Origin of the sequence: Archangium sp. Cb G35 (assembly GCF_001896145.1) — a bacterium.
In the GTDB taxonomy this organism is placed as follows: Bacteria; Myxococcota; Myxococcia; order Myxococcales; family Myxococcaceae; genus Archangium; species Archangium violaceum.
The window spans coordinates 113,830-132,990 of sequence record NZ_MPOI01000008.1; the positions used below are offsets into that span (position 1 = coordinate 113,830).

18 protein-coding genes are annotated in these 19,161 nt (G+C 68.2%); 6 read left to right on the top strand and 12 right to left on the bottom strand.

The window, feature by feature from the left end; translation table 11 throughout:
* Position 1: 1 nt before the first annotated feature.
* Both BO221_RS53965 and BO221_RS24595 read right to left on the bottom strand, forming a co-directional pair.
* Complete coding sequence (locus tag BO221_RS53965; RefSeq protein WP_143195656.1) at positions 2–475, bottom strand: hypothetical protein; 474 nt, start codon at positions 473–475, stop codon at positions 2–4.
* Positions 476–588: 113 nt separating this feature from the next.
* The gene (locus tag BO221_RS24595; protein WP_233166243.1) at positions 589–1,602 is read right to left on the bottom strand and encodes a GlxA family transcriptional regulator; all 1,014 of its coding nucleotides are present in this window, start codon (positions 1,600–1,602) and stop codon (positions 589–591) included.
* 72 nt (positions 1,603–1,674) lie between these two features.
* Here BO221_RS24595 and BO221_RS24600 point away from each other — a divergent pair, with 72 nt between their 5' ends.
* Complete coding sequence (locus tag BO221_RS24600) at positions 1,675–2,490, top strand: dienelactone hydrolase family protein (protein WP_073562942.1); 816 nt, start codon at positions 1,675–1,677, stop codon at positions 2,488–2,490.
* Between the two features lie 3 nt (positions 2,491–2,493).
* Here BO221_RS24600 and BO221_RS24605 read toward each other — a convergent pair whose 3' ends face one another.
* Both BO221_RS24605 and BO221_RS24610 read right to left on the bottom strand, forming a co-directional pair.
* Positions 2,494–3,096, bottom strand: a complete 603-nt coding sequence (locus tag BO221_RS24605; protein WP_198956178.1) for a DUF2378 family protein — start codon at positions 3,094–3,096, stop codon at positions 2,494–2,496.
* A gap of 122 nt (positions 3,097–3,218) precedes the next feature.
* Positions 3,219–4,301, bottom strand: a complete 1,083-nt coding sequence (locus BO221_RS24610) for an aromatic ring-hydroxylating dioxygenase subunit alpha (RefSeq protein WP_073563252.1) — start codon at positions 4,299–4,301, stop codon at positions 3,219–3,221.
* A 136-nt stretch (positions 4,302–4,437) separates the two neighbouring features.
* On the opposite strand from BO221_RS24610, the gene mxcK reads away from it, so the two are divergent.
* On the top strand, positions 4,438–5,661 hold the full coding sequence (gene mxcK / locus BO221_RS24615) for a myxochelin export MFS transporter MxcK (protein ID WP_073562943.1): 1,224 nt from the start codon (positions 4,438–4,440) through the stop codon (positions 5,659–5,661).
* A 68-nt stretch (positions 5,662–5,729) separates the two neighbouring features.
* Here the strand turns inward: mxcK and BO221_RS24620 are convergent, their stop codons facing one another.
* Both BO221_RS24620 and BO221_RS24625 read right to left on the bottom strand, forming a co-directional pair.
* Positions 5,730–6,353 (bottom strand): MXAN_6652 family MXYO-CTERM-anchored protein, encoded by a 624-nt coding sequence (locus BO221_RS24620; RefSeq protein ID WP_073562944.1) that lies wholly within the window; start codon positions 6,351–6,353, stop codon positions 5,730–5,732.
* A 23-nt stretch (positions 6,354–6,376) separates the two neighbouring features.
* A complete protein-coding gene (locus BO221_RS24625; protein WP_073562945.1) occupies positions 6,377–7,573 on the bottom strand; it encodes an MxcI protein in 1,197 nt (398 codons plus the stop codon).
* A 163-nt stretch (positions 7,574–7,736) separates the two neighbouring features.
* Here BO221_RS24625 and BO221_RS24630 point away from each other — a divergent pair, with 163 nt between their 5' ends.
* Entirely contained in the window at positions 7,737–8,384 is a 648-nt protein-coding gene (locus tag BO221_RS24630) for a M12 family metallopeptidase (protein ID WP_073562946.1), read from the top strand.
* A 34-nt stretch (positions 8,385–8,418) separates the two neighbouring features.
* On the opposite strand, the gene BO221_RS56365 is transcribed toward BO221_RS24630, so the two are convergent.
* The 4 genes from BO221_RS56365 to BO221_RS24650 all read right to left on the bottom strand — a co-directional run bounded on the left by BO221_RS56365 (position 8,419) and on the right by BO221_RS24650 (position 14,461).
* The gene (locus BO221_RS56365; protein ID WP_233166244.1) at positions 8,419–9,231 is read right to left on the bottom strand and encodes a cytochrome C; all 813 of its coding nucleotides are present in this window, start codon (positions 9,229–9,231) and stop codon (positions 8,419–8,421) included.
* A 21-nt stretch (positions 9,232–9,252) separates the two neighbouring features.
* Positions 9,253–10,371, bottom strand: coding sequence for a metallophosphoesterase (locus BO221_RS24640; protein ID WP_073562947.1), 1,119 nt, complete (start codon positions 10,369–10,371; stop codon positions 9,253–9,255).
* A 14-nt stretch (positions 10,372–10,385) separates the two neighbouring features.
* Positions 10,386–11,708, bottom strand: a complete 1,323-nt coding sequence (locus tag BO221_RS24645) for a cytochrome-c peroxidase (RefSeq protein ID WP_073562948.1) — start codon at positions 11,706–11,708, stop codon at positions 10,386–10,388.
* 131 nt (positions 11,709–11,839) lie between these two features.
* Positions 11,840–14,461 carry a heavy metal translocating P-type ATPase gene (locus BO221_RS24650; RefSeq protein ID WP_083681326.1) on the bottom strand — a complete coding sequence of 874 codons (2,622 nt, stop codon included), beginning with the start codon at positions 14,459–14,461 and terminating at the stop codon, positions 11,840–11,842.
* A 190-nt stretch (positions 14,462–14,651) separates the two neighbouring features.
* Between BO221_RS24650 and BO221_RS24655 the strand changes: the two genes are divergently transcribed.
* Entirely contained in the window at positions 14,652–15,401 is a 750-nt protein-coding gene (locus BO221_RS24655) for a DUF2652 domain-containing protein (protein WP_073562949.1), read from the top strand.
* A 9-nt stretch (positions 15,402–15,410) separates the two neighbouring features.
* Here the strand turns inward: BO221_RS24655 and BO221_RS24660 are convergent, their stop codons facing one another.
* Entirely contained in the window at positions 15,411–16,016 is a 606-nt protein-coding gene (locus tag BO221_RS24660) for an RNA polymerase sigma factor (RefSeq protein ID WP_083681327.1), read from the bottom strand.
* A 217-nt stretch (positions 16,017–16,233) separates the two neighbouring features.
* Between BO221_RS24660 and BO221_RS24665 the strand changes: the two genes are divergently transcribed.
* Positions 16,234–17,232, top strand: a complete 999-nt coding sequence (locus BO221_RS24665; protein ID WP_143195657.1) for a hypothetical protein — start codon at positions 16,234–16,236, stop codon at positions 17,230–17,232.
* 3 nt (positions 17,233–17,235) lie between these two features.
* On the top strand, positions 17,236–17,694 hold the full coding sequence (locus tag BO221_RS24670; RefSeq protein ID WP_073562952.1) for an Imm26 family immunity protein: 459 nt from the start codon (positions 17,236–17,238) through the stop codon (positions 17,692–17,694).
* Positions 17,695–17,734: 40 nt separating this feature from the next.
* Here BO221_RS24670 and sthA read toward each other — a convergent pair whose 3' ends face one another.
* Entirely contained in the window at positions 17,735–19,132 is a 1,398-nt protein-coding gene (gene sthA, locus BO221_RS24675; RefSeq protein ID WP_073562953.1) for a Si-specific NAD(P)(+) transhydrogenase, read from the bottom strand.
* Between the last annotated feature and the right edge of the window lie 29 nt (positions 19,133–19,161).

The window sequence follows — 19,161 nt, forward strand, 5'->3', positions numbered from 1 at the left end:
CCTAGAAATCAATTCGGATGGGTTTTGTTTTCTTTTCACACAGGGCCGTCACACTCGCGCCAGCCACGGCGCGATTGAGGACCTCGTGAAATGTATTCCTGAATTGCATGCAAACAAGTCCAGGAAGCGGAGAGGAGGGAGCGGCGAGCACCTCTCGCAACGCCTGGTTCGCGCAATCCGCAGCGATTCGCTGAGCAAGCGGATCGGATATCAATCCCACCTTTCTGTGTTCAATTGGCATTCCCACGCCGAAGTTACAGAAATAGGGCTCCAGGGTCGATTGATTGATGACGGTTGCATGGATACACGCGGCACGCCAGCCATCCGGTCCCACTTCGGTTTTCTCGACGATGGTGGTGAATTGGAAGTGGCTCGGTTGGTAATGATTGATGCTGCAGCCCGGGAGGACAGGCAGAAACACCACGAGCAAGCGCGGGAAGGCGGACAGCCATGTGAGTCGCATTGAAATGCCCACGGCACCACCTCGGCTCAAGGAGGAACGGCCAAGTACCCGACGCAGGCTACATCACGCGGCCCCTACACAAGGCCTGGACACACGTACAGCATCACACAGTGCCCCCTGCGTACTCAACCATCACGGAAGTCGCGGAGAGTCGAGCGCGTGCGTCTCGCGCGCGGCGTCTCCCCGGTCTCGCGGCGGAAAACGCGCCGGAACGCGGCCGGGTCGGCGTAACCGACACGCACCGCCACCTCGTCGACCGGGTGCTGCGTCGTCTCGAGCAGGTGGACCGCCTGGGCGACTCGCAATCGCTGTGCGAACTGTTGGGGCGTCATCCCCAGCCCCTTCGCCACCCTCCGCGCGAGCGTGCGGGGTGACGTGGCCGTGGCGCGAGCCATCTCGTGGATCGTGCTCTGCCGTTCCATGTTGGAAATGACGAAGGACTCGAGCTGTCGAATCACCGGGTCCGCGCTGCCGAGATGGTTCAGCACCATGTAGCGCGCCTGTGACGGCCGTTCGTCGAGGACGAGATACCTGGCGACCGTGTGCGCGACCGAGGGGCTCGAGGTGTGGGCCAGGATCGCCAGCATGAGGTCGGCATGCGCGAGCGCGGCACCCGCGGTGAAGACACCGCCCGACTCGACCACCATGCGGTCCGAGCACAGGGTCACGCGCGGAAAGCGCTGGGTGAACACCGGGCCCAGCCACCAGGTCGTCGTCGCCCGCCGGCCATCGAGCACTCGCGAGGCCGCGAGAACAAAGGTCGCCGAGCAGGACGCGGCGACGAGCACTCCCTTCGCGGCCGCACGCGCCACCAGCTCCACCCCGCGCACGATGTCCGGGCGCTCGAGCCCGGCGGCGATCTCGGGCGCTGTCGCCATCCCGAGCCCCGGCAGCACCAGGACATCGCCCGCCCCCAGCCCTCGCAGCCCCAGAGCACCATCCACCGCGAGCGTGCGTCCCGCCCCCGTGCGGACAGGCGCCCCATCCACCGACACCACACGCTGGCGCGGTGCCTGGCGGCCCTTGGGCAGAGCCACGAGCCCCGCCCGCACCACCCGCGTCGCGGTCCCCACGATGTCGAGGGCCACGCCCAACGGACCATCCGCGACTCCGTCGAAGACCAGGTGCGTGATCATCATCTGGCAAGATTAGACCGAAGATTGTCAGTCCTGCCACTTGGGCGGGAGGACCCGAAGCGCCATTCTCTTCTCATGCTCAAGCAACCCATGGCGGATGATCCGCTCGACGACTTCGAGCGCCGCTCCATCACACTGCTCGGTAACACCAAGGGGGTCTACGTCACCGGCACCGGTCCCGCGGTGATCGTCATGGCGGAGATGCCAGGCATCAGCCCGCACGTCGCGCGCTTCAGCCGCTGGGTCCGAGACGCCGGCTTCACCGTCTACATGCCATCGCTCTTCGGGCGTGACGGCGCCTTCCCGGATGCGGAGGAGGGAGCGGCCGTGCTCCAGCGCGCGTGCGTCAGCGCCGAGTTCCGCGCGTTCGCGGCGAATGAATCGAGCCCCGTCACGCAATGGCTGCGCGCACTGGCGAGCCTGGCCCACGAGCAGTGCGGTGGCCGGGGCGTGGGTGCCATTGGCATGTGCTTCACCGGCAACTTCGCGCTCAGCATGATGCTCGAGCCCTCGATGCTCGCCCCGGTGCTATGCCAGCCCTCGCTGCCGCTGAACAATCCAGGGGGCATCGAGATCGCTCCCGAGGAGCTCACTCGCGTGAAGGAGCGTCTCGAGCGCGAAAACCTGACGGTTCTTGGCTACCGGTTCGCGGGGGATCGCTTCTGCACGGCGCAACGGTTCGCGGCCTACACCGCCGCGCTCGGAGACCGTTTCGTCGCGAAGGTCCTCCCCGATGAGGCCGCGAATCCCGAGCCCCCGCCGTTCTTCAAGCGCGTCGTCGGTGGCCCGCACAGCGTGGTGACGGCACACCTCATCGATGCGGCGGGCGAGCCGACCCTCGCCGCACGAGACGAGATCCTCTCGTTCTTCACGCGCCGCCTGGCCGCCTGAAGCTCAGCGCCGCGTCAGCCCCGCCGCGGCTGGCCGGGTGGCGGCGTGCGTCCAGGTGAGCCGGAAGGTGGCCGCCGTGCCATCGAAGGCCGCCGGGTGCACGGAGATGTCACCCGCCCCCGCCGCGCGCAACGTCTCGGCGAGGAAGCCACAGGCGAAGAAGGGGTTGTCCGCGGCCACGTCCTTCATCCACAGCGTGGCCGCGTGCGTGCCCAGCTCCTCCACCCGCACCTCGTTGAAGTTGTTGCCGGCCCGCACGTTGTGCGGCACGCGCTCCAGCGTGTGCCTCGGCCCCAGCCGCGTCACCAGAGACATGCTCGCCCGCCCCTGCGCCGTCTGCCGGAACCCCTGCAGATAACGCTCGCCCAGGCCACACCACGCCTCCTGCGGCGGGGCCGCCGGGAAGACGTCGCTCACCGCCACCCGCAGGAAGGCCTTCCACAGCTCCAGCGGATAGGCCGGCCGCAGCGGCTCGTTCAAGTCCAGCCCCACGTCCTTCAGCCGGCGCCGCCCCTCCCGCGTGAGGTGCGGTCCCAGCGCACGCACGAAGAGGGCATCCACGGACTGCGCGAAGACGAGTTTCTCGGTGGTCAGCGTGGGAAACATGCCCGCAGGGTGACAATTCCCCCCGACTTCCGGCCATGCCCCTTCCGGGCACTCTGTGTGCTGGTGAAAATTCGGTCAGCCCGGAAGGCCCCGGAATGTCCGGTGGCACGCAGGCGCCGTGTTCACACCTGCATCTTCAGCCGCGTCTCCTGCACCTCGGCCGAGGTGGACACCTTCTCGCGCTCGGCCTGGCGCAGCAGGCGGAGGATGGGCGGGCCGAGCACGTCCACCTCGGTGGAGGCGAACGTCTCGGAGCCGAAGCGGCGGATGGTCTCCGTCTGGCGCTCCAGAATCCGGGCGTCCTGTCCAAAGATGTGCAGGGCCACCGGGGTGATGAAGGGCTTCACCAGCCAGTGCGGCAGCGGCATGCGGAAGGTGACGACGGCGTACACCACCGTGTCCCAGTCATCCGCGGGCGTCATCGCCGAGGTGATGATGACGTGGCTGTCGTCGCCGAGCCGGTACTCCACCTGGGCGATGGACGGCAGCAGGAAACGGTCGAAGTGCTGCACCACGCCGCCCCCCGGGGCCAGCAGCCGCGCGGCGAGTCCCTCCGGACGAGGCTCGCCGATGTACTCGGCCTCCACCCGGTCCGCGCCCCGGCGCACCACCACCTCGATTTCATTCTTCTTCTTCTCGGTGCGGAACAGGCCGCCGTGGAGGAAGGACGTGTGGGGCACGTCCAGCGTGTTCTCCAGCAGGGAGTGGAGCGAGCCCTTCGCGCGCAGGAGGCGGCGCACGGTGCTGTAACCGTGGGCATCCAGCAGGGGGAAGCGGTAGGGCTCGCTCGTGGGCTCGACGCCGGGAGTGGAGTACACCCAGACGAAGCCATCCTGCTCGCGCGTGGCGTGCGAGGCGGCGCAGCGGGACTTCGCGCCGGGCTCACCCATGAGACCGGGGATGGCGCGGCACTGGCCCCCGGCGTCGAAGCGCCAGCCGTGGTAGCCGCACTGGAGCTGCCCGCCCACCACCTTGCCCAGGGACAGGGGCACGTTGCGGTGGGGGCAGCGGTCCACCAGCGCGGCGGGCTTGCCGGTCTCGTCTCGGAAGAGGACGAGCGGCGTGCCCTGCAGCGTGCGCGCGAGCGGCTTGCGGCCCAGCTCGCGCGAGGCGCAGAGGATGAACCAGCTCTGCGGGAGCCGGACCACCGAAACGAGTCCTGACGGCGCGGCCGCGCCACGCCCTTCCTCACGAGAAGAAAACATGCGCCCCACTCTATCGGAGAGCCCCCAGGCCAGGGGCTTGCCCTCCATCCCCAGTCCATCTAGGGTGCGCCGAACTTTTTGAATTTGATTCTCATTTTCATCAGCAACTCAGAAGATGAGTCTTCCGGAGCGAGTCATGACCGATACCCCTCCCCTGGGGCGAGAGCGCTGGATGCTCTTGCTGCTGGCGGCCGTGCAGTTCACCCACATGATGGACTTCATGATCGTGATGCCGCTGGGCCCGGAGTTCATGCGGCTGTTCGGCATCTCGGCGGCGAGCTTCGGGGTGCTGGTGTCCGCGTACACGCTGGCCTCGGCGGTGATGGGGCTGTTCGGCGGGTTGTGGCTGGATCGCTTCGACCGCAAGCGCACGCTGCTGGCGCTGTTCGCGGGCTTCATCGCCGCCACGTTGATGTGCGGCGCCGCGGACGGGTACCTCGGACTGCTCGCCGCGAGGACGGTGGCGGGGGCCTGCGCGGGGCTCATGAGCGCGGTCATCCAGGCCATCATCGGGGACCTCATCCCCGTGGAGCGCCGGGGCCGGGCCATCGGGACGGTGATGGCGTCGTACGGGCTGAGCGCGGTGGCGGGGGTGCCCTCGGGGTTGTGGCTCGCGAGTCTGTGGGGATGGCGCTCGCCGTTCTGGGCCATTGGCGCGCTGGCCGCGGGAGCGTGGCTGGGGCTGCTCGTGCTCCTGCCCGCGATCGATCGCCACCTGTCCTCCACCCGTGAAGCGCCCGGTGCCACCGTGCCCGCCTCCCTCTGGGCTCCCCAGCTGGCGCTGGGCTGGGTGTTGACGTTCTCCGTGGTGTTCTCCGGCTTCCTGCTCATCCCCTACCTGAGCCCCTTCATGGTGGGGAACCTGGGCCTGCGGATGCAGGACCTGTCCTGGATATACCTGTGCGGTGGCGCGGCCTCGCTCCTGAGCGCGCGAGGCATCGGCCGTCTCGTGGACCGCCACGGCCCGGCGCGGGTCCTGGGAGGCCTGCTCATCGGCACCACGGTGCCGTACCTGGTGTTCTCGCACCTGTCCGCCTCGCCGCTGCCGGTGGTGGCGGGGGTGTTCGTCCTCTTCATGGGCCTGACCTCGGGCCGGGTCATTCCCACCGTGGCCCTGGTGGCCTCCCGGGTGCCGCCCGCGCTGCGCGGCCGCTACCTCGCGGTGAATATGGCCGCGAGCGATGGCGCTTCCGGGCTCGGGGCGTGGGTGAGCGGACTGCTCATCTCGGTGGCACCGGGCGGCGCGCTGGTGGGTTTTGGTCTCGTGGGATGGATCGCCGTGGGAGTCACCGGCTGCGCCCTCTTCATCCTCTGGACGCTCACCCGGCGCGCCGTGGCACTGACCACGGCGCCAGCCTGAGCGCGCGCCCGTGAGGACCGCCCCCGGAGCACCCGGCGAAGACCTGGTGCTCCGGTGGCCCTACCCCGTCAGCTCCGACGGCGGCGCGGAAGCCAGAAGGCCCCGGCCAGCGCGAGGGCCCAGACGGACGTGCTCCCCGTCGTGGAGCAGCCGCCACGGGGCTCCTCCTCGGGCTCATCGGGCGTGACCGGGTCGGGCGTGCCGTTGCCCACGATCACCTGCAACTTCGTGGATGCCGCGCGATCGCCGCTGCTTTTCCCGTCCCCGTCGGCGGAGTTCCCAGCGCCGAAGAGCGTGAGGGTGACGTCCCTGGCGGGGGCAACGAGGGAGAAGTCGAAGCGGAGCTCGTTGCCAGTGAAGGCCGTGGGTGCGGAATGGGCGAGCTCCACGCCCAGCTTCTTCGTCCCCGGGCCCGGCTGGAGGACGGCATCCGATTGGTTCACCGCGAGGTCCACGCCACCCGTCTTCGCGGGCCCGCCCCGGATGATGAAGCTGTACTGGCCGGTGGCGCCCGGCGCGAGCGTGGAGGGACCCGTGAGCTCGACCGTCGGCGCGGTGCCGCCCGAGTGGCAGGAGTTGCAGGTCAGCCCATCCTTGCTGGACTGACCCGTGATGCCCGCGCTGGTGGCGAAGGCTGGAGCCGACAGCAGGCAAACGACGGCCATGCCCGCGGAATGAAGAACGAAACGCATGGGAAATCCTGGACTGGAGGTGATTAGCGCAGCTGGAGGAAGGAGAAGGACAGACCCGGCAAGCTCACGGTGGACCTGCCGTTGTCGTCCAGCACGTGCAGCGTCGTCGAGGCGGCACCCGCCGCGAACTCCGAGTAGAGGAGGTGGTTCTCCGACTCATAGATGAACACGCTGCCCGTGGTGGACGGGAAGGCCGGCACCCGGGCCGCCGTCAGGGTGTCGAGCTTCAGCTGCCACCACTGCCAACCGGTCCCGCTCGCCACGGTGCGGGGATGGGTCCCCTCGTACACGGGGGCCAGGGTCTCATCGAGCACGCGCACGTAGGCCGTGCCCGGGGGGCCATGAATGAGCGCTCCCGCGATGCCTCCGCCCACCAGCTCGTTCAGCGACTTGTAGAAGGAGGGATCGAAGGTGTGCGTCTGGGGATCGAACTTGAGCAGGCAGGGCTCCGCCGTGCCCTCCTGCGTCCGGTACACCGCCGCCCCGTAGGCCTCCGTCGCGATATAGACCTTGCCGTCCGGGCCCACGACGGCGTCATGCGTGTAGCCGCACCGGTCATCCGTCGAGATGATGGCCTTATCGGTCCGGGTATCGACGGAGACGACGCCCGCCTTCCGGATGATGCTCGCGACCGAGTCCTGACGCCAACCCACGGGCATGATGATCTGATTCTCGAGCAGCACGGGCGCTCCCGAGAAGGACAGGGTCGTGTCCGGGATGGCCAGCGAGTCCAGGGGGATGCTGCCCGTGACCGTCATCTCCTTGGGGTTCCAGATGATGACCTGGGGGACGATGGCATCGAAGAAGTACGCCTTGGTCTCCGAGATGAACTGGAAGTTGTTCTGGTACTCCCCGAGCGACGACACGCCCTTGCTCTCGAAGCTCACGCGGCCCGACTCCTCCAGGGTGCCGCTGCTCGTGAGGGAGTAGCGGATGACCGTCGCGTTCGCGTCGGTCACCACATAGAGCGAACCGGACTTGGGAACGCCCACGCCGAGCGCCCGGCCGGGCACCTCGATGGCGTTGTCCAGGGAGAGCGTTGCGGCCTGCTCCGCCTTGTCCGTCACGATGACGTAGCTGTTGGGCTCGTCGGCGGCGAGCATTTGGGTGGTGATGGCGTACAGCGGCTCGGGCTTTGGCTCCTCACAGCCAGCGAGCAGGGGGAGGACGAGCGCCGCGGAGGCGAGTCGCGAGGAGAGGAACGAGGCGAAACCCTTCATTACAAACGGCCTTTCTACTGGGGGGAGTTGAAAATGAGAATGGTTCTCATTTTCAACTCCGTGTTACGACCAAGTAGGCAAGCTGTCAAGAAGTCACATCCCGCCTGGGACGCCCTCTTCCTGACGTGGGTCCTCGGACCCGAACCCATCCAAGGGGCCGTCCATGTCGAAGAAGAAGTTCCTCCCTCTCTCCCTCTCCGCGCTGGGCCTTGTCCTATCGACAGGTGCCTTCGCCGCGCCCTCCTCCGTCCGCGCGGGCCACCTGCGGGATGTCTCCACCGGCCAGGTCCTCGAGGTGCGGTACACCGATGACCGGGGCCTCGCCATCCTCGAGAACGACATCGTCCTGGGGCCCACCCGGTTGATGGAGAAGGCCGAGGAGCGGGTTTCGGCCCGGGCGGGTCGCGCGTCGCGCCTGGAGGGCATGGGCATCCTCCCCATCCGCCAGGCCTGGGCCGAGGGCGTCATTCCCTACACCGTATCGCCGGACCTGCCCCACCCGGAGCGAGTCACCGCCGCCCTTCAGCAGTGGCAGCGGCGGACGGGAATCCGCTTCGTCGAGCGGACGCGGGACAACGCCTCGCGCTACCCGCACTACGTGGCCTTCACCCGTGGGGAGGACTGCCGCTCCTACGTGGGACGAGCCGGCGGCGAGCAGCCCCTCACGCTCGCCGACTCCTCCGGCCAGGACGACATCCTCCACGCCATCGGCCACGCCATCGGCCTGGGGCACGAGCAGGTCCGCGTCACGGAGGGACGCGTGGACGGCGGCTCCATCGAGGCGGTTGCCCTGCTCTACGCCCGCCGCTGAGCGCCATCCCCCAGCTCCATGTGGAGCCACGCCCTCAGTGCTTGCCGAACTCGAGCGGCACGCCCTTGCGCTTCGAGTAGATGTAGGCCTCCATGGCCTTCATCTTCGGGTCATCGTCCGCAAGCGGCTTGCCGCGCACCGGGTTCTCGATGCACCAGTTGATCATGTCGCGCAGCAGCGCCACGCGGCCGAACTGGACCTGGTACTTCGGGTACGTCTCCGGGTGCGTGTTGGCCGCGTCCGGGTGGCACATGTCACAGGACACCGCCACCTTGCTGCCCAGCGCATCCGCGTCGTGGAACACCCGGTTGCCCTCCTCCACGAAGGCCTGAGTGGAGGCGGCCCAGAGGGCCTCGTCCCGCTCGCTGAAGGCGCCATAGGTGTGACCCGTCTGGACGTTGGCGTCCTTCTTCTCCGCCATGCCCGCGGCGCCCGAGGACGCGGTGGGGCCTTCCGCCTGGTTGGACTTGCCGGCGGAGGGCTTCTGCGGCGAGGGCGGCACCGCGGGCGGGCTGCGAGGGCCCTGGGGATTGGCGGGTCCCGGTGGCGTGGGCGCCTGGGCCACCACGTCCCAGCGCGCGTCCGGGTTCTTGCTGCGCCACTCCTGCATCAGCTTCGACGTCACCTCCAACGCCTGGGCACGCGACAGCGGCTCGCCCTCCTTCACGCCCTTCACTTCCAGGGACGTCTCGCCATCACACAGGCCGAGCACGAGGTTGCCGTCCTTGGAGGGAGGCAACTCGTGGCGGGGACGATCGCTGGGAGCGGAGCCGGTGGCCAGCGCCGCGCCGCCCACTCCGGACAGCAACGCGCACAGGCCGGTGAGGAGCTTCTTCCGGTAGGTCATGGCTTCTCTCGGGGGTACTCGCTAGTAGCTGGGCAGCTTGGGGCGGGGAGGCGCGTCCTTCTTCCCGTTGGACGCGAGGTAGCTGGCGCGCACGTTCATGGGAGCGCGGTCCCACAGCCGGTACAGCTTGTCGACGGCGCCTGCCGCCAGCACGTCGATCCTCCCGGTGCCCATGCCATCGAAGTTGCTGAAGGGGTCCGGCCGGTTCATCTGCACGGTGAGCGAGGGCAGGCCCTCGGGCGCGTAGGGCCAGGGCCATGCCGTGGACAGCATCCCGTGGAAGTCGATGTTGCCGATGCGGTTGGTGAGCACCTGGTGCGTGTGCCCGTGGATGACGGTGACCTGATTGAAGGGGCGCAGCAGGGCCTGCACCTCGTCCGCGTCGTCCGTCCAGAAGTTCCACGGCCGGTAGTACTTGTAGAGCGGCGAGTGGCTGAAGACGATGAGGGGCGTCTTCTTGTCCACCTTGGCCAGGTCCTGCTCGAGCCACTTGCGCTGCTCGGCCCCCACCTCGAAGCGGGACTGGATGGCGTTGTCCAGGCCCGCGACGACCTTCATGCGCTCCATGGGCGTGTAGCCGCGCTCCGTCCAGAAGTCCTTCTCCAGGATGGAGTTGAGGACCACGAAGTGCACGCCCTTGTGGTCGAACGAGTAGGTGGGCGCGCCGAACAGCTCCCGCCACTTCTCGCCCATGTCGAGGAACCAGTCGTGCTCGCCCACCATCATCTTCACGGGCGCCTTGACGGCCTTGAGGATCTCCGCGCCCAGCTTCAGCTCCTCGGCCTGGCCGAGCTGTGCCAGGTCTCCGCCGAAGAGGACGAAGTCCGGCTGGGGGTCCAACGCGTTGACGTCATCCACCGCGCGCAGGATGGAGCGCACGAAGCGGTCATTGAGCTCCTTCTTGTAGAGGTGCGTGTCCGAGATGTACGCGAAGCTGAATCGCTGCTTGGAGCCCTGCGCCTCGGCGACGCGGACGAGCTGGAAGCTCTGCGGCGTCACCAGCCCCATGCCCGCGGCGATGCCGGCGGAGATGCCCGCCACGCGCAGGAAGGCGCGGCGGTCCAGCTTCCCCAGCTCGTCGAAGAAGGCGGCGCGCTCCTCGTAGTACTTCGTCTCGATGCTCTTGTATCCCTTGCCCATGGGCCGTGCGCCTCCTACTTCGCCGGTGCCTTCGCCTTGTCCGCCGTCTTGCCTTCCGACGCCTGGTCGCCGTACACGCCGATGTCCGCGGGGTCCTTCACCTGGACGTTCGGGCTGAAGCCGATGTCCCCCAGGCTGCCCTTCTTCCCCAGGGCCAACGCGTTGTCCCGCTCCGGGCGCACGTTCTTGCGCCCGCGCTGTTTCGCGAGCTCCTTGGCGTTGAGCTTCGCGAAGCGCTCGTCCGTGAGGGTGAAGAGGAAGGCCACCACGTCGTCGATCTCCGCCTCGGTGAGGCCGAGCCGCTGCATGCCGCCGTCCAGGAAGGGATTGGCGATGCCGCCCTTGTTGTAGTGGTCCATCACGTCCCAGAGCGTGGCCAGCGAGCCGTCATGCATGTAGGGCGCGGTGATGCCCACGTTGCGCAACGTGGGCGTCTTGAAGCTGCCCACGTCGTTGTCCTGCTTCGTCACCAGGAAGCGGCCCAGCTCGGAGAACTCCGTCTGCAGCGCCAGCTCGTCGATCTGCTTCTCGTCCCCGGTGCGCACCACGCGCAGGCCCTGCTGGGCGAGCTTCACGAAGTCCTGCTTGTGCGCCGCGATGCCGATGTTGTGGAACTTCTGGTCCGAGAACAGCGGCGAGGTGGCGTTGGCCGCGTGGCACTCGTTGCAGCGGGCCTTGCCGTTGAAGAGCGCCCAGCCGCGCTTCGCCGAGGCGTCCAGGGCCTTGCTGTCCCCCTGGAGGAGGAATCGATCGAAGGGCGCGCTGCCGGAGAACTGGGTGCGCTCGAAGGCGGCGATGGCGGAGGCCATGTCGTCGAAGTGCACCTCGCGGCCGAAGACGCGCTTGAACTCCGCGGCGTACTCGGGGATGCCGCGCACCTTGGCCACCACCGCCTCGGGCGAGGGCATGGCCATCTCCACCGGGTTGAGGATGGGCAACTTCGCCTGCTCCTCGAGCGAGGGTGCGCGCCCATCCCAGAACTGGGTGGCATTGAACATGGCATTGAGGACGGTGGGGCTGTTGCGCATGCCCTTGCGCTTCTCGACGCCCACGGAGACCGGCAGGCCGTCCACGAAGCCCTTCGCCGGGTCATGACAGGTGGAGCAGGAGACGGAGTCGTCGATGGACAGCCGCTTGTCGAGGAAGAGCTTCTCGCCCAGGGCCACCTTCTCCGGCGTGGGCTCCTTGCCGGGAGGCACGGAAATCTTCCACAGGATGGCGGAGACACCGGGAGGCAGCTTCGGAGGTGGAGTGCCCTGGGGAGGACCCTCCGCGGAAGCCGCCCCGGCGTACAGCAGGGCAGCGAGCATCCAGGAAACACGGGCCCCGGGCCTCATCGTCGTCCCTCCAATCGCGCGTGTCCCGCGCACCGCCGGCACGGCTCGAAGCAATAAACCCGGGACGAGAACGCTCCAACCACGGAACGAGAGCGATGTTCAGTGTTTGGTGTTGTCAGCGGGGCGACACGTCACAGCTTCAGCTTCCGCAGACGCAGCGCGTTGCCGATGACCGACACCGACGAGAGGCTCATCGCCGCCGCCGCGAGCATGGGGCTCAGCAGCCACCCGAAGAAGGGGTACAGCACGCCCGCCGCGATGGGCACCCCCAGCGTGTTGTAGACGAAGGCGAAGAAGAGGTTCTGCCGGATGTTGAGCAGCGTGCCCCGGCTCAGCCGCCGCGCCCGGGCAATCCCTCTCAAGTCCCCCTTCACCAGCGTCACCGACGCGCTCTCCATGGCGATGTCCGTCCCCGTCCCCATCGCGATGCCCACGTCCGCCTGCGCCAGCGCCGGCGCGTCGTTCACCCCGTCTCCCGCCATCGCCACCGTGCGGCCTTCGGCCTGCAGCCGCTTCACCACGTCTCCCTTTCCGTCGGGCAGCACTTCCGCCACCACCTCGTCGATGCCCAACTGGCGCGCCACCGCCTCGGCCGTGGTGCGGCTGTCGCCCGTGAGCATCACCACCCGCACACCCTCGCGGTGCAGCGTGGCCAGGGCCTCGGGCGTGGTGGCCTTGATGGGGTCCGCCACCCCGAGCAGCCCCGCCGGCCTGCCCTCCACCGCCACGTACATCACCGTCTGCCCCTCGCGCCGCAGTGCCTCCGCGCGAGGCCGCAGCGCCTCGGCGTCCACGCCCAGCGACTCCAGCAGCGCCACGTTGCCGAGCGCCACCCCGGCACCGTCCACACGCCCCGTCACCCCCTTGCCCGTCACGGAGCGGAAGTCCCGGGCCGCCGACAGTACCGCCCCACGCGCCTCGGCTCCCGCCACCACCGCCGCCGCCAACGGGTGCTCGCTGCCCCGCTCCAGGCTCGCCGCCAGGTGCAGCAGCCGCGCCTCGTCCATTCCCTCCGCCGCCACCACCGACACCAGCTTCGGCTTGCCCTCCGTCAGCGTGCCCGTCTTGTCCACCACCAGGGTGTCCACCTTCTCCAGCAACTCCAGCGCCTCGGCGTCGCGGATGAGTACGCCCATCCCGGCGCCCTTGCCCGTCCCCACCACCACGGACATGGGCGTGGCCAGACCCAGCGCGCACGGGCAGGCGATGATGAGCACCGCCACCGCGTTCACCAGCGCGTACGCCAGCCGCGGCTCGGGCCCGAGGAAGGCCCAGACGAGGAAGGTGAGCACCGACACCGCGATGACCACCGGGACGAACACCGCGGCCACCTTGTCCGCCAGCCGCTGGATGGGCGCGCGCGAGCGCTGGGCCTCGCTCACCCGCTGGACGATGCGCGCCAGCAGCGTGTCCTTCCCCACCCGCTCGGCCCTCATCACCAGGCTGCCCGTGCCATTGACGGTGCCACCCGTGACACGGGCTCCGGGCGCTTTCTCCACCGGAATGGACTCACCCGTCACCATGGACTCGTCCACCGCGCTCTCGCCCTCCAGCACCACGCCGTCCACTGGCACCTTCTCGCCCGGGCGCACGCGCAGCGAGTCTCCGGCCTTCACCTGCGCGAGGGAGACGTCCTCCTCGCGGCCGTCCTCGCGGATGCGCCGGGCCACGGCCGGGGCGAGGCTGAGCAAGGCGCGCAGGGCCCCCGAGGTCGCGTGGCGGGCTCGCAATTCCATCACCTGACCGAGCAGCACCAGCGTGACGATGGTCGCCGCCGCCTCGTAATAGACGGGCACCGCGCCACCATGGCCGGTGAAGGCATGCGGCAACAGGCCCGGGGCCAGCGTGGCGAAGACGCTGAAGAGGTACGCCGCCCCCGTCCCGATGGCGATGAGGGTGAACATGTTGAGGTGCCGGTTCTTCACCGACGCCCAACCGCGCTCGAAGAAGGGCCAGCCGCCCCAGAGCACCACCGGGCTCGCCAGCACGAATTGTATCCACGCCAGCAACCGTGGCGGCAGGGCGTGCTGCACCGGCTGGCCGGGAATCATCTCGGACATGCCGAGGAACAGCAGTGGCAGCGTGAGGACGACGCCCACCCGGAACCGCCGCGTCATGCTCAGCAACTCGGGGTCCGGCTGCTCCTCGGGCAGCACCGTGCGCGGCTCCAGCGCCATGCCGCATTTGGGGCAGGCGCCGGGGTGGTCCTGCACCACCTCCGGGTGCATGGGGCACACCCACTCGGTGCGCGCCGTCAGCATCACCGGCTGCTCGGGCTCCAGGGCCATGCCGCACTTGGGGCAGGCGCCGGGGTGGTCCTGACGGACTTCGGGGTCCATCGGGCAGATCCACATCGTGCCCGGCGGGGCCTCCACCGGCTCGGGCTCGCCCTTCGCCTCGAGGTACTTCTGGGGCTCGGCGGCGAAACGCTCCCGGCACTTCGGGTTGCAGAAGAAGTACGTCTTGCCCTCGTGGACGTGGGTGCCACCCTTGGGTGCGTTCGGGTTCACCGACATTCCGCACACGGGGTCCCTGGGCAGGTATTCCTCGGGTTCGGCGGCGAAGCGCTCCCGGCACTTCGGGTTGCAGAAATGATAGGCCGCGCCCTTGTGGACGTGGCTGCCGCCCCTGGCGGCCGCCGGGTCGACCGTCATTCCGCAGACCGGGTCCAGCACCTTGCCCTCACCATGAGAAGGGGGACCCGCCGGGTGGGAGGCGTGGGAATCGTGCGAGTGGGTGTGCTCGTGAGCCATGGAGGGTTTCGTCCTTTCACCCGGGCTGACGGAGCGCCCGCCAGACTCTTACAGTGGGCATGCCGCGCGCCCTGATTCGGACGGGAGCATCACCGCGTCCCCCTGCCCGACAAGCGGGCGGCTTGCGGCTGGCTCCCGGCTCGCCGACCGTGCAATTCTCCATCCCCCCTCCATTGATACCGACCCCACCATGGCCATTCAGCGCGCCCTGCTCCTCATCGCGGATATCGGCGGATACACGCGCTTCCTCAAGACGCACGCCATCAACCTGGCCCATGCCCATGACATGGTGAGCCAACTGCTGGAGGCGGTGATCGACGGCGCGGCCTCGCCGCTCGAGCTGGCCAAGCTCGAGGGCGACGCGGCCTTCTTCTACGCCCCGCTGTCCGAGGACGCCCGGGTGGACGTGACGCCGGCGGTCACCGCCATCCGAGCGGCCTTCGAGCGCCGCAAGGAGCTGCTGCGCATCGACCGCTCCTGCACCTGCGAGGGCTGCACCCAGGTGGAGCAGCTCACCCTCAAGTTCGTCGTGCACCAGGGCGAGGTCGCCTTCCAGCGGGTGAAGCGCTTCACCGAGCTGGGCGGCGTGGACGTCATCGTCGTCCACCGGATGCTGAAGAACTCGGTGCCCATCCGCGAGTACGTGCTGATGACGGAGACGCTGGCCCGTCAGCTCGCGCCCGGGCTGCGGGAGCAGGCCCTGTCCCTCCAGGAGGAGCTCGAGGGCCTGGGCCGGTACACGCTGCGCTACGTGCCCCTGGATGTACTGGAACCGGCGCCCGCCCTGTCGCTCCAGCCGTCCGCCTTGAGGCGCGTGGTGGCCTGGACGCGGATGACGTGGCGCTCGCTGCCGTACATGCTGAAGCTCAAACAGCCCTGCACCGGCTTCCGCAACTTCGACATGGGGAGCGAGCGCGTCGCCGGCGCCCTCCAGCCCTGAGGCCCACCGTCACGCGGACGGCTTGCAGCCCCCGCCCGGCTTGCCACACGTGCAGTCCAGACACCCGTGCGCCGCGCAGGTGCCGCAACTGCGCTCCAGTTGCTTCTTGAGGGCCTGCCGCGCCCGGTGCAGCCTCACCCCGGCGTTGTTCGTGGTGATGCCCGCCTCCCGGGCCACCTCGGGCACCCCGCGCCCCTCCAGGTCCACCTGCCGCACCATCTCCGCGTACTCGGGCTTCAACGCGGGCAGCAGGTCATGGATGCACGCGCAGACCGTCTGGGTCAGTTCGGGATCCGGCCCCAGCTCGGAGACCTCGCGCGCCTCGCGCTCCAGGGCCCGGCCCTCGGCGCCCTGCCGGCGGTAGTGGTCCACAAGCGCGTTGCGCAGCAACCGGTAGAACCAGGCGACCGCGCCCTCGCCCTCCTCCAGCTCGCCGCCCTTCTCCAGCGTGCGCACATAGGCGGACTGGAGGAGTTCCTCGGCCTGGGCCCGGCTGCCCACCCGCCGCTCGAGGAAACTCAAGAAGCGCCGGTGGTTCCCCACCAGCGACTCCACCACCGCTGGACTCAGCTCCCCCTCACCGTTGCCTTCCCGCATGCCGTGCCTCGGAGTCATCGGGTGTGCACCTCACGCACCCGTTCCCCTCTACTACCCGAGGCTCGCCCCGAAAACACCCGGGCCGGAGTCCCAGGAGAGGGGCCCACCGTCAGAACAGGCGGTTGAGCCCGTTGAGCACGACCACCCGGTACGCCTCGGCCAAAGTGGGATGATAGGTACCTAGGGAAGACTGGGTCGTGCGATCCTCGCCCCCCCCTGCTGGGTGAGGGTCCGCATGTCGCGTTGGGTCGTGCTGCTGCTGTCCATGTTCCTCGCGGGGTGCAGCGCCACTACACGCGGCGTCCGTCCCGGCACTGGTCGGGACATGCTCGGGTTGGGACTGCCCGTGAGGCCGCAGGCCCCCGCTCCATCCACACCTCTCCGGGAAATTGCCGGCGAGGGTCTGGGCAATGGCCTTCCAAGCGCAGTGCTCCGCCTGGTACCCCAAGGTGCCACGACCGCGGCGGAAGCAGCAACGGGTACCGCCACGGGCAAAACCCTCGTGGCAGGCGGCGCGCTGCTGGCGGCGGGCGGTAGCGTGGTCCTGGTCTGTTTGACCATCAAGGCGACCCTGGAGGGGAGGCAAACGCCACTCGATATCGCCGACACGTTCTACGGCACGCACTTCGGCGACCTTCAGGGGTGGATCCAAGGCTGCTATGCACCCAGGAGCAGCGTGAACCAGGGCACACTGGCGCACTCCCCTGAGCAGAAAACGACATCCGAGCCTCACACGCATCCCGGGCCAGGTACACGCGCCAGAAAAGACAGCGGCACGAGGCGTCTGGGTCGTATCTATGTGACCTACACGAAACTCAGCAAAGCAACCCGACGCTCCTACTCGGGCCGGACAAGCATGGTCATTGACCTGAACAAGGACCTGGAGGCACAGGCCGACTTGGCTGTTGCCTCACGTGACCTGAACCATCACGTCAATCAAGACGAAAATGATGAACCGAAAAGCGCTGGGTTCCTGCCAGCCGTGCGCGACGAGTTCGATGTCGGAATCGCGGTCAACTACGCGAACAGATATGGCGACGTCGCCTACTGGCGAATCCGCGGAAGGGAGCAGCAGTTGATCGACTTACACGGGGGCGCCCAGTCCGATCACCAGGCACCGTATCGCACCGAGAACCTCCAACGCGGCGTGGCGAAAGACAACCCTCTGGGCAGGCTGTTCCACGACGCCGCCACGAAGCATTGGGGGCAACTCCACCCCTATACCGGAGACTGAGCGTTGGGCAATCCGAAACACAAGACAGGCACGTTTGTCAGACTGGCGCTCGCCGATGGCTCCTTTGGGTACGGGCGATTGCTCGAACCACCCCATGTGGCCTTCTACAACCACAGGACCACGGAACCGGACTCTGATCTGGACAGGGTTTCGTCAAAGCCCGTCCTCTTCAAGATTGCCGTCAACCTGATGGCTCTGAATGCGTGGGAGCGCATCGGATGGAAAGCGCTCGAGGAGCACCTGGCTCAGCCAATCGTTCAGTTCAGGCAGGACGTGGGAGACTTCCGTCGCTGCACCATCTTCGACACGGCGGGTAACAGGAGAGCTGCCGAGCCCCAGGAATGCATGGGACTCGAACGTGCCGCGGTCTGGGAGCAGGATTCCGTCGAGGAACGCCTGCTCGATGCCTTCCTGGGACGGCCCAACGCCGCCGAGGAGCACCTGAAGGTACGCCTGCAATAGAGCCAGACGGGGTATTGCCCAGGAGCGGAGGGGCCCACCGTCAGAACAGGCGGTTGAGCCCGTTGAGCGCGGCCACCCGGTACGCCTCGGCCATGGTGGGATAATTGAAGGTGGTGTTGATGAAGTAGTCGATGGAGTTGCCCGGCCCCTCCTGCGCCATGATGGCCTGGCCGATGTGGATGATCTCCGAGGCGTTGTCCCCGAAGCAGTGGATGCCGAGGATCTCCCGCGTCTCGCGGTGGAAGAGCATCTTGAGCATCCCCACCGTGCGGCCCGTGATTTGCGCGCGCGCCAGGCTCTTGAAGAAGGCATGCCCCACCTCGTAGGGCACGCCATCCCGCGTGAGCTCCTGCTCGGTGCGCCCCAGGCTGCTGATCTCCGGGCTGGTGTAGATGCCGGTGGGGATGTCCTTCACCAGCTTGATCTCCAGCCTCCCCTCGACGATGTGCGTGGCGGCGAAACGCCCCTGGTCGTACGAGGCGCTGGCCAGCGAGGGGCTGCCCACCACGTCCCCCACCGCGTAGATGTGGGGCACGGCCGTCTGGTACGCGTCGTTGATGGGAATGTTGCCGCGCGAGTCCGTCTGGATGCCCAGCGCCTCGAGCCCCAGGTCCTGGGTGTTGCCCGTGCGCCCGTTGGCCCACAGGAAGATGTCTGCCTTCAGCCGCTTGCCGCTCTTGAGGTGCAGCACCACCCCGTCGTCGCGCGTCTCCACCTTTTCCATCTGCTCCTCGTGACGGATGAGCACGCCCTGCTCGCGCAGGTGGTAGGAGAGCGCGTCGGAGATCTCATCGTCCAGGAAGGACAGCAGCCGCCCGCGTGTGTTGATGAGGTCCACCTTCACGCCCAGCATGCGGAACATGGAGGCGTACTCGCAGCCGATGACGCCCGCGCCGTAGATGATCATCGTCAGCGGCGTCTCGCCCAGCGTGAGGATGGTGTCCGAGTCGAAGATACGCGGGTGTTTGAAGTCCAGATCCGGCGGGCGGTAGGGACGCGAGCCCGTGGCCACCACGAAGGCCTTGGCGGACAACAGCTCGCTGGCGCCGCGGGGCTCGCTGACCTCGACGGTGGAGGCATCCAGGAAGCGCGCCTGGCCCACCACCAGCTCCACCCGGTTGCGCTCGTAGAAGGTCGTGCGCAGCCGCACCTGGCGTGACACCACGGACGAGGCCGTCCGCATCATGTCCTTGAACTTCCAGCTCTTGGCCAGCTCGATGCGCAGGTCCGGATGGTCCACCTGCACGTCCACCAGGCGCTGGATGGCGTGACGCAGGGCCTTGGAGGGAATGGTGGCGGTATGGGTGCAGGCACCACCCACCAGCGGCAGCCGCTCCACCATGCACACCCGCTTGCCGGACTTGGCGGCCTTCATGGCGGCGCCCTCGCCGCCCGGTCCCGAGCCAATCACCACGATGTCGAATTGCCGCACGCTCATGGCCGGATATTTCTCCAACCCAGCGGACT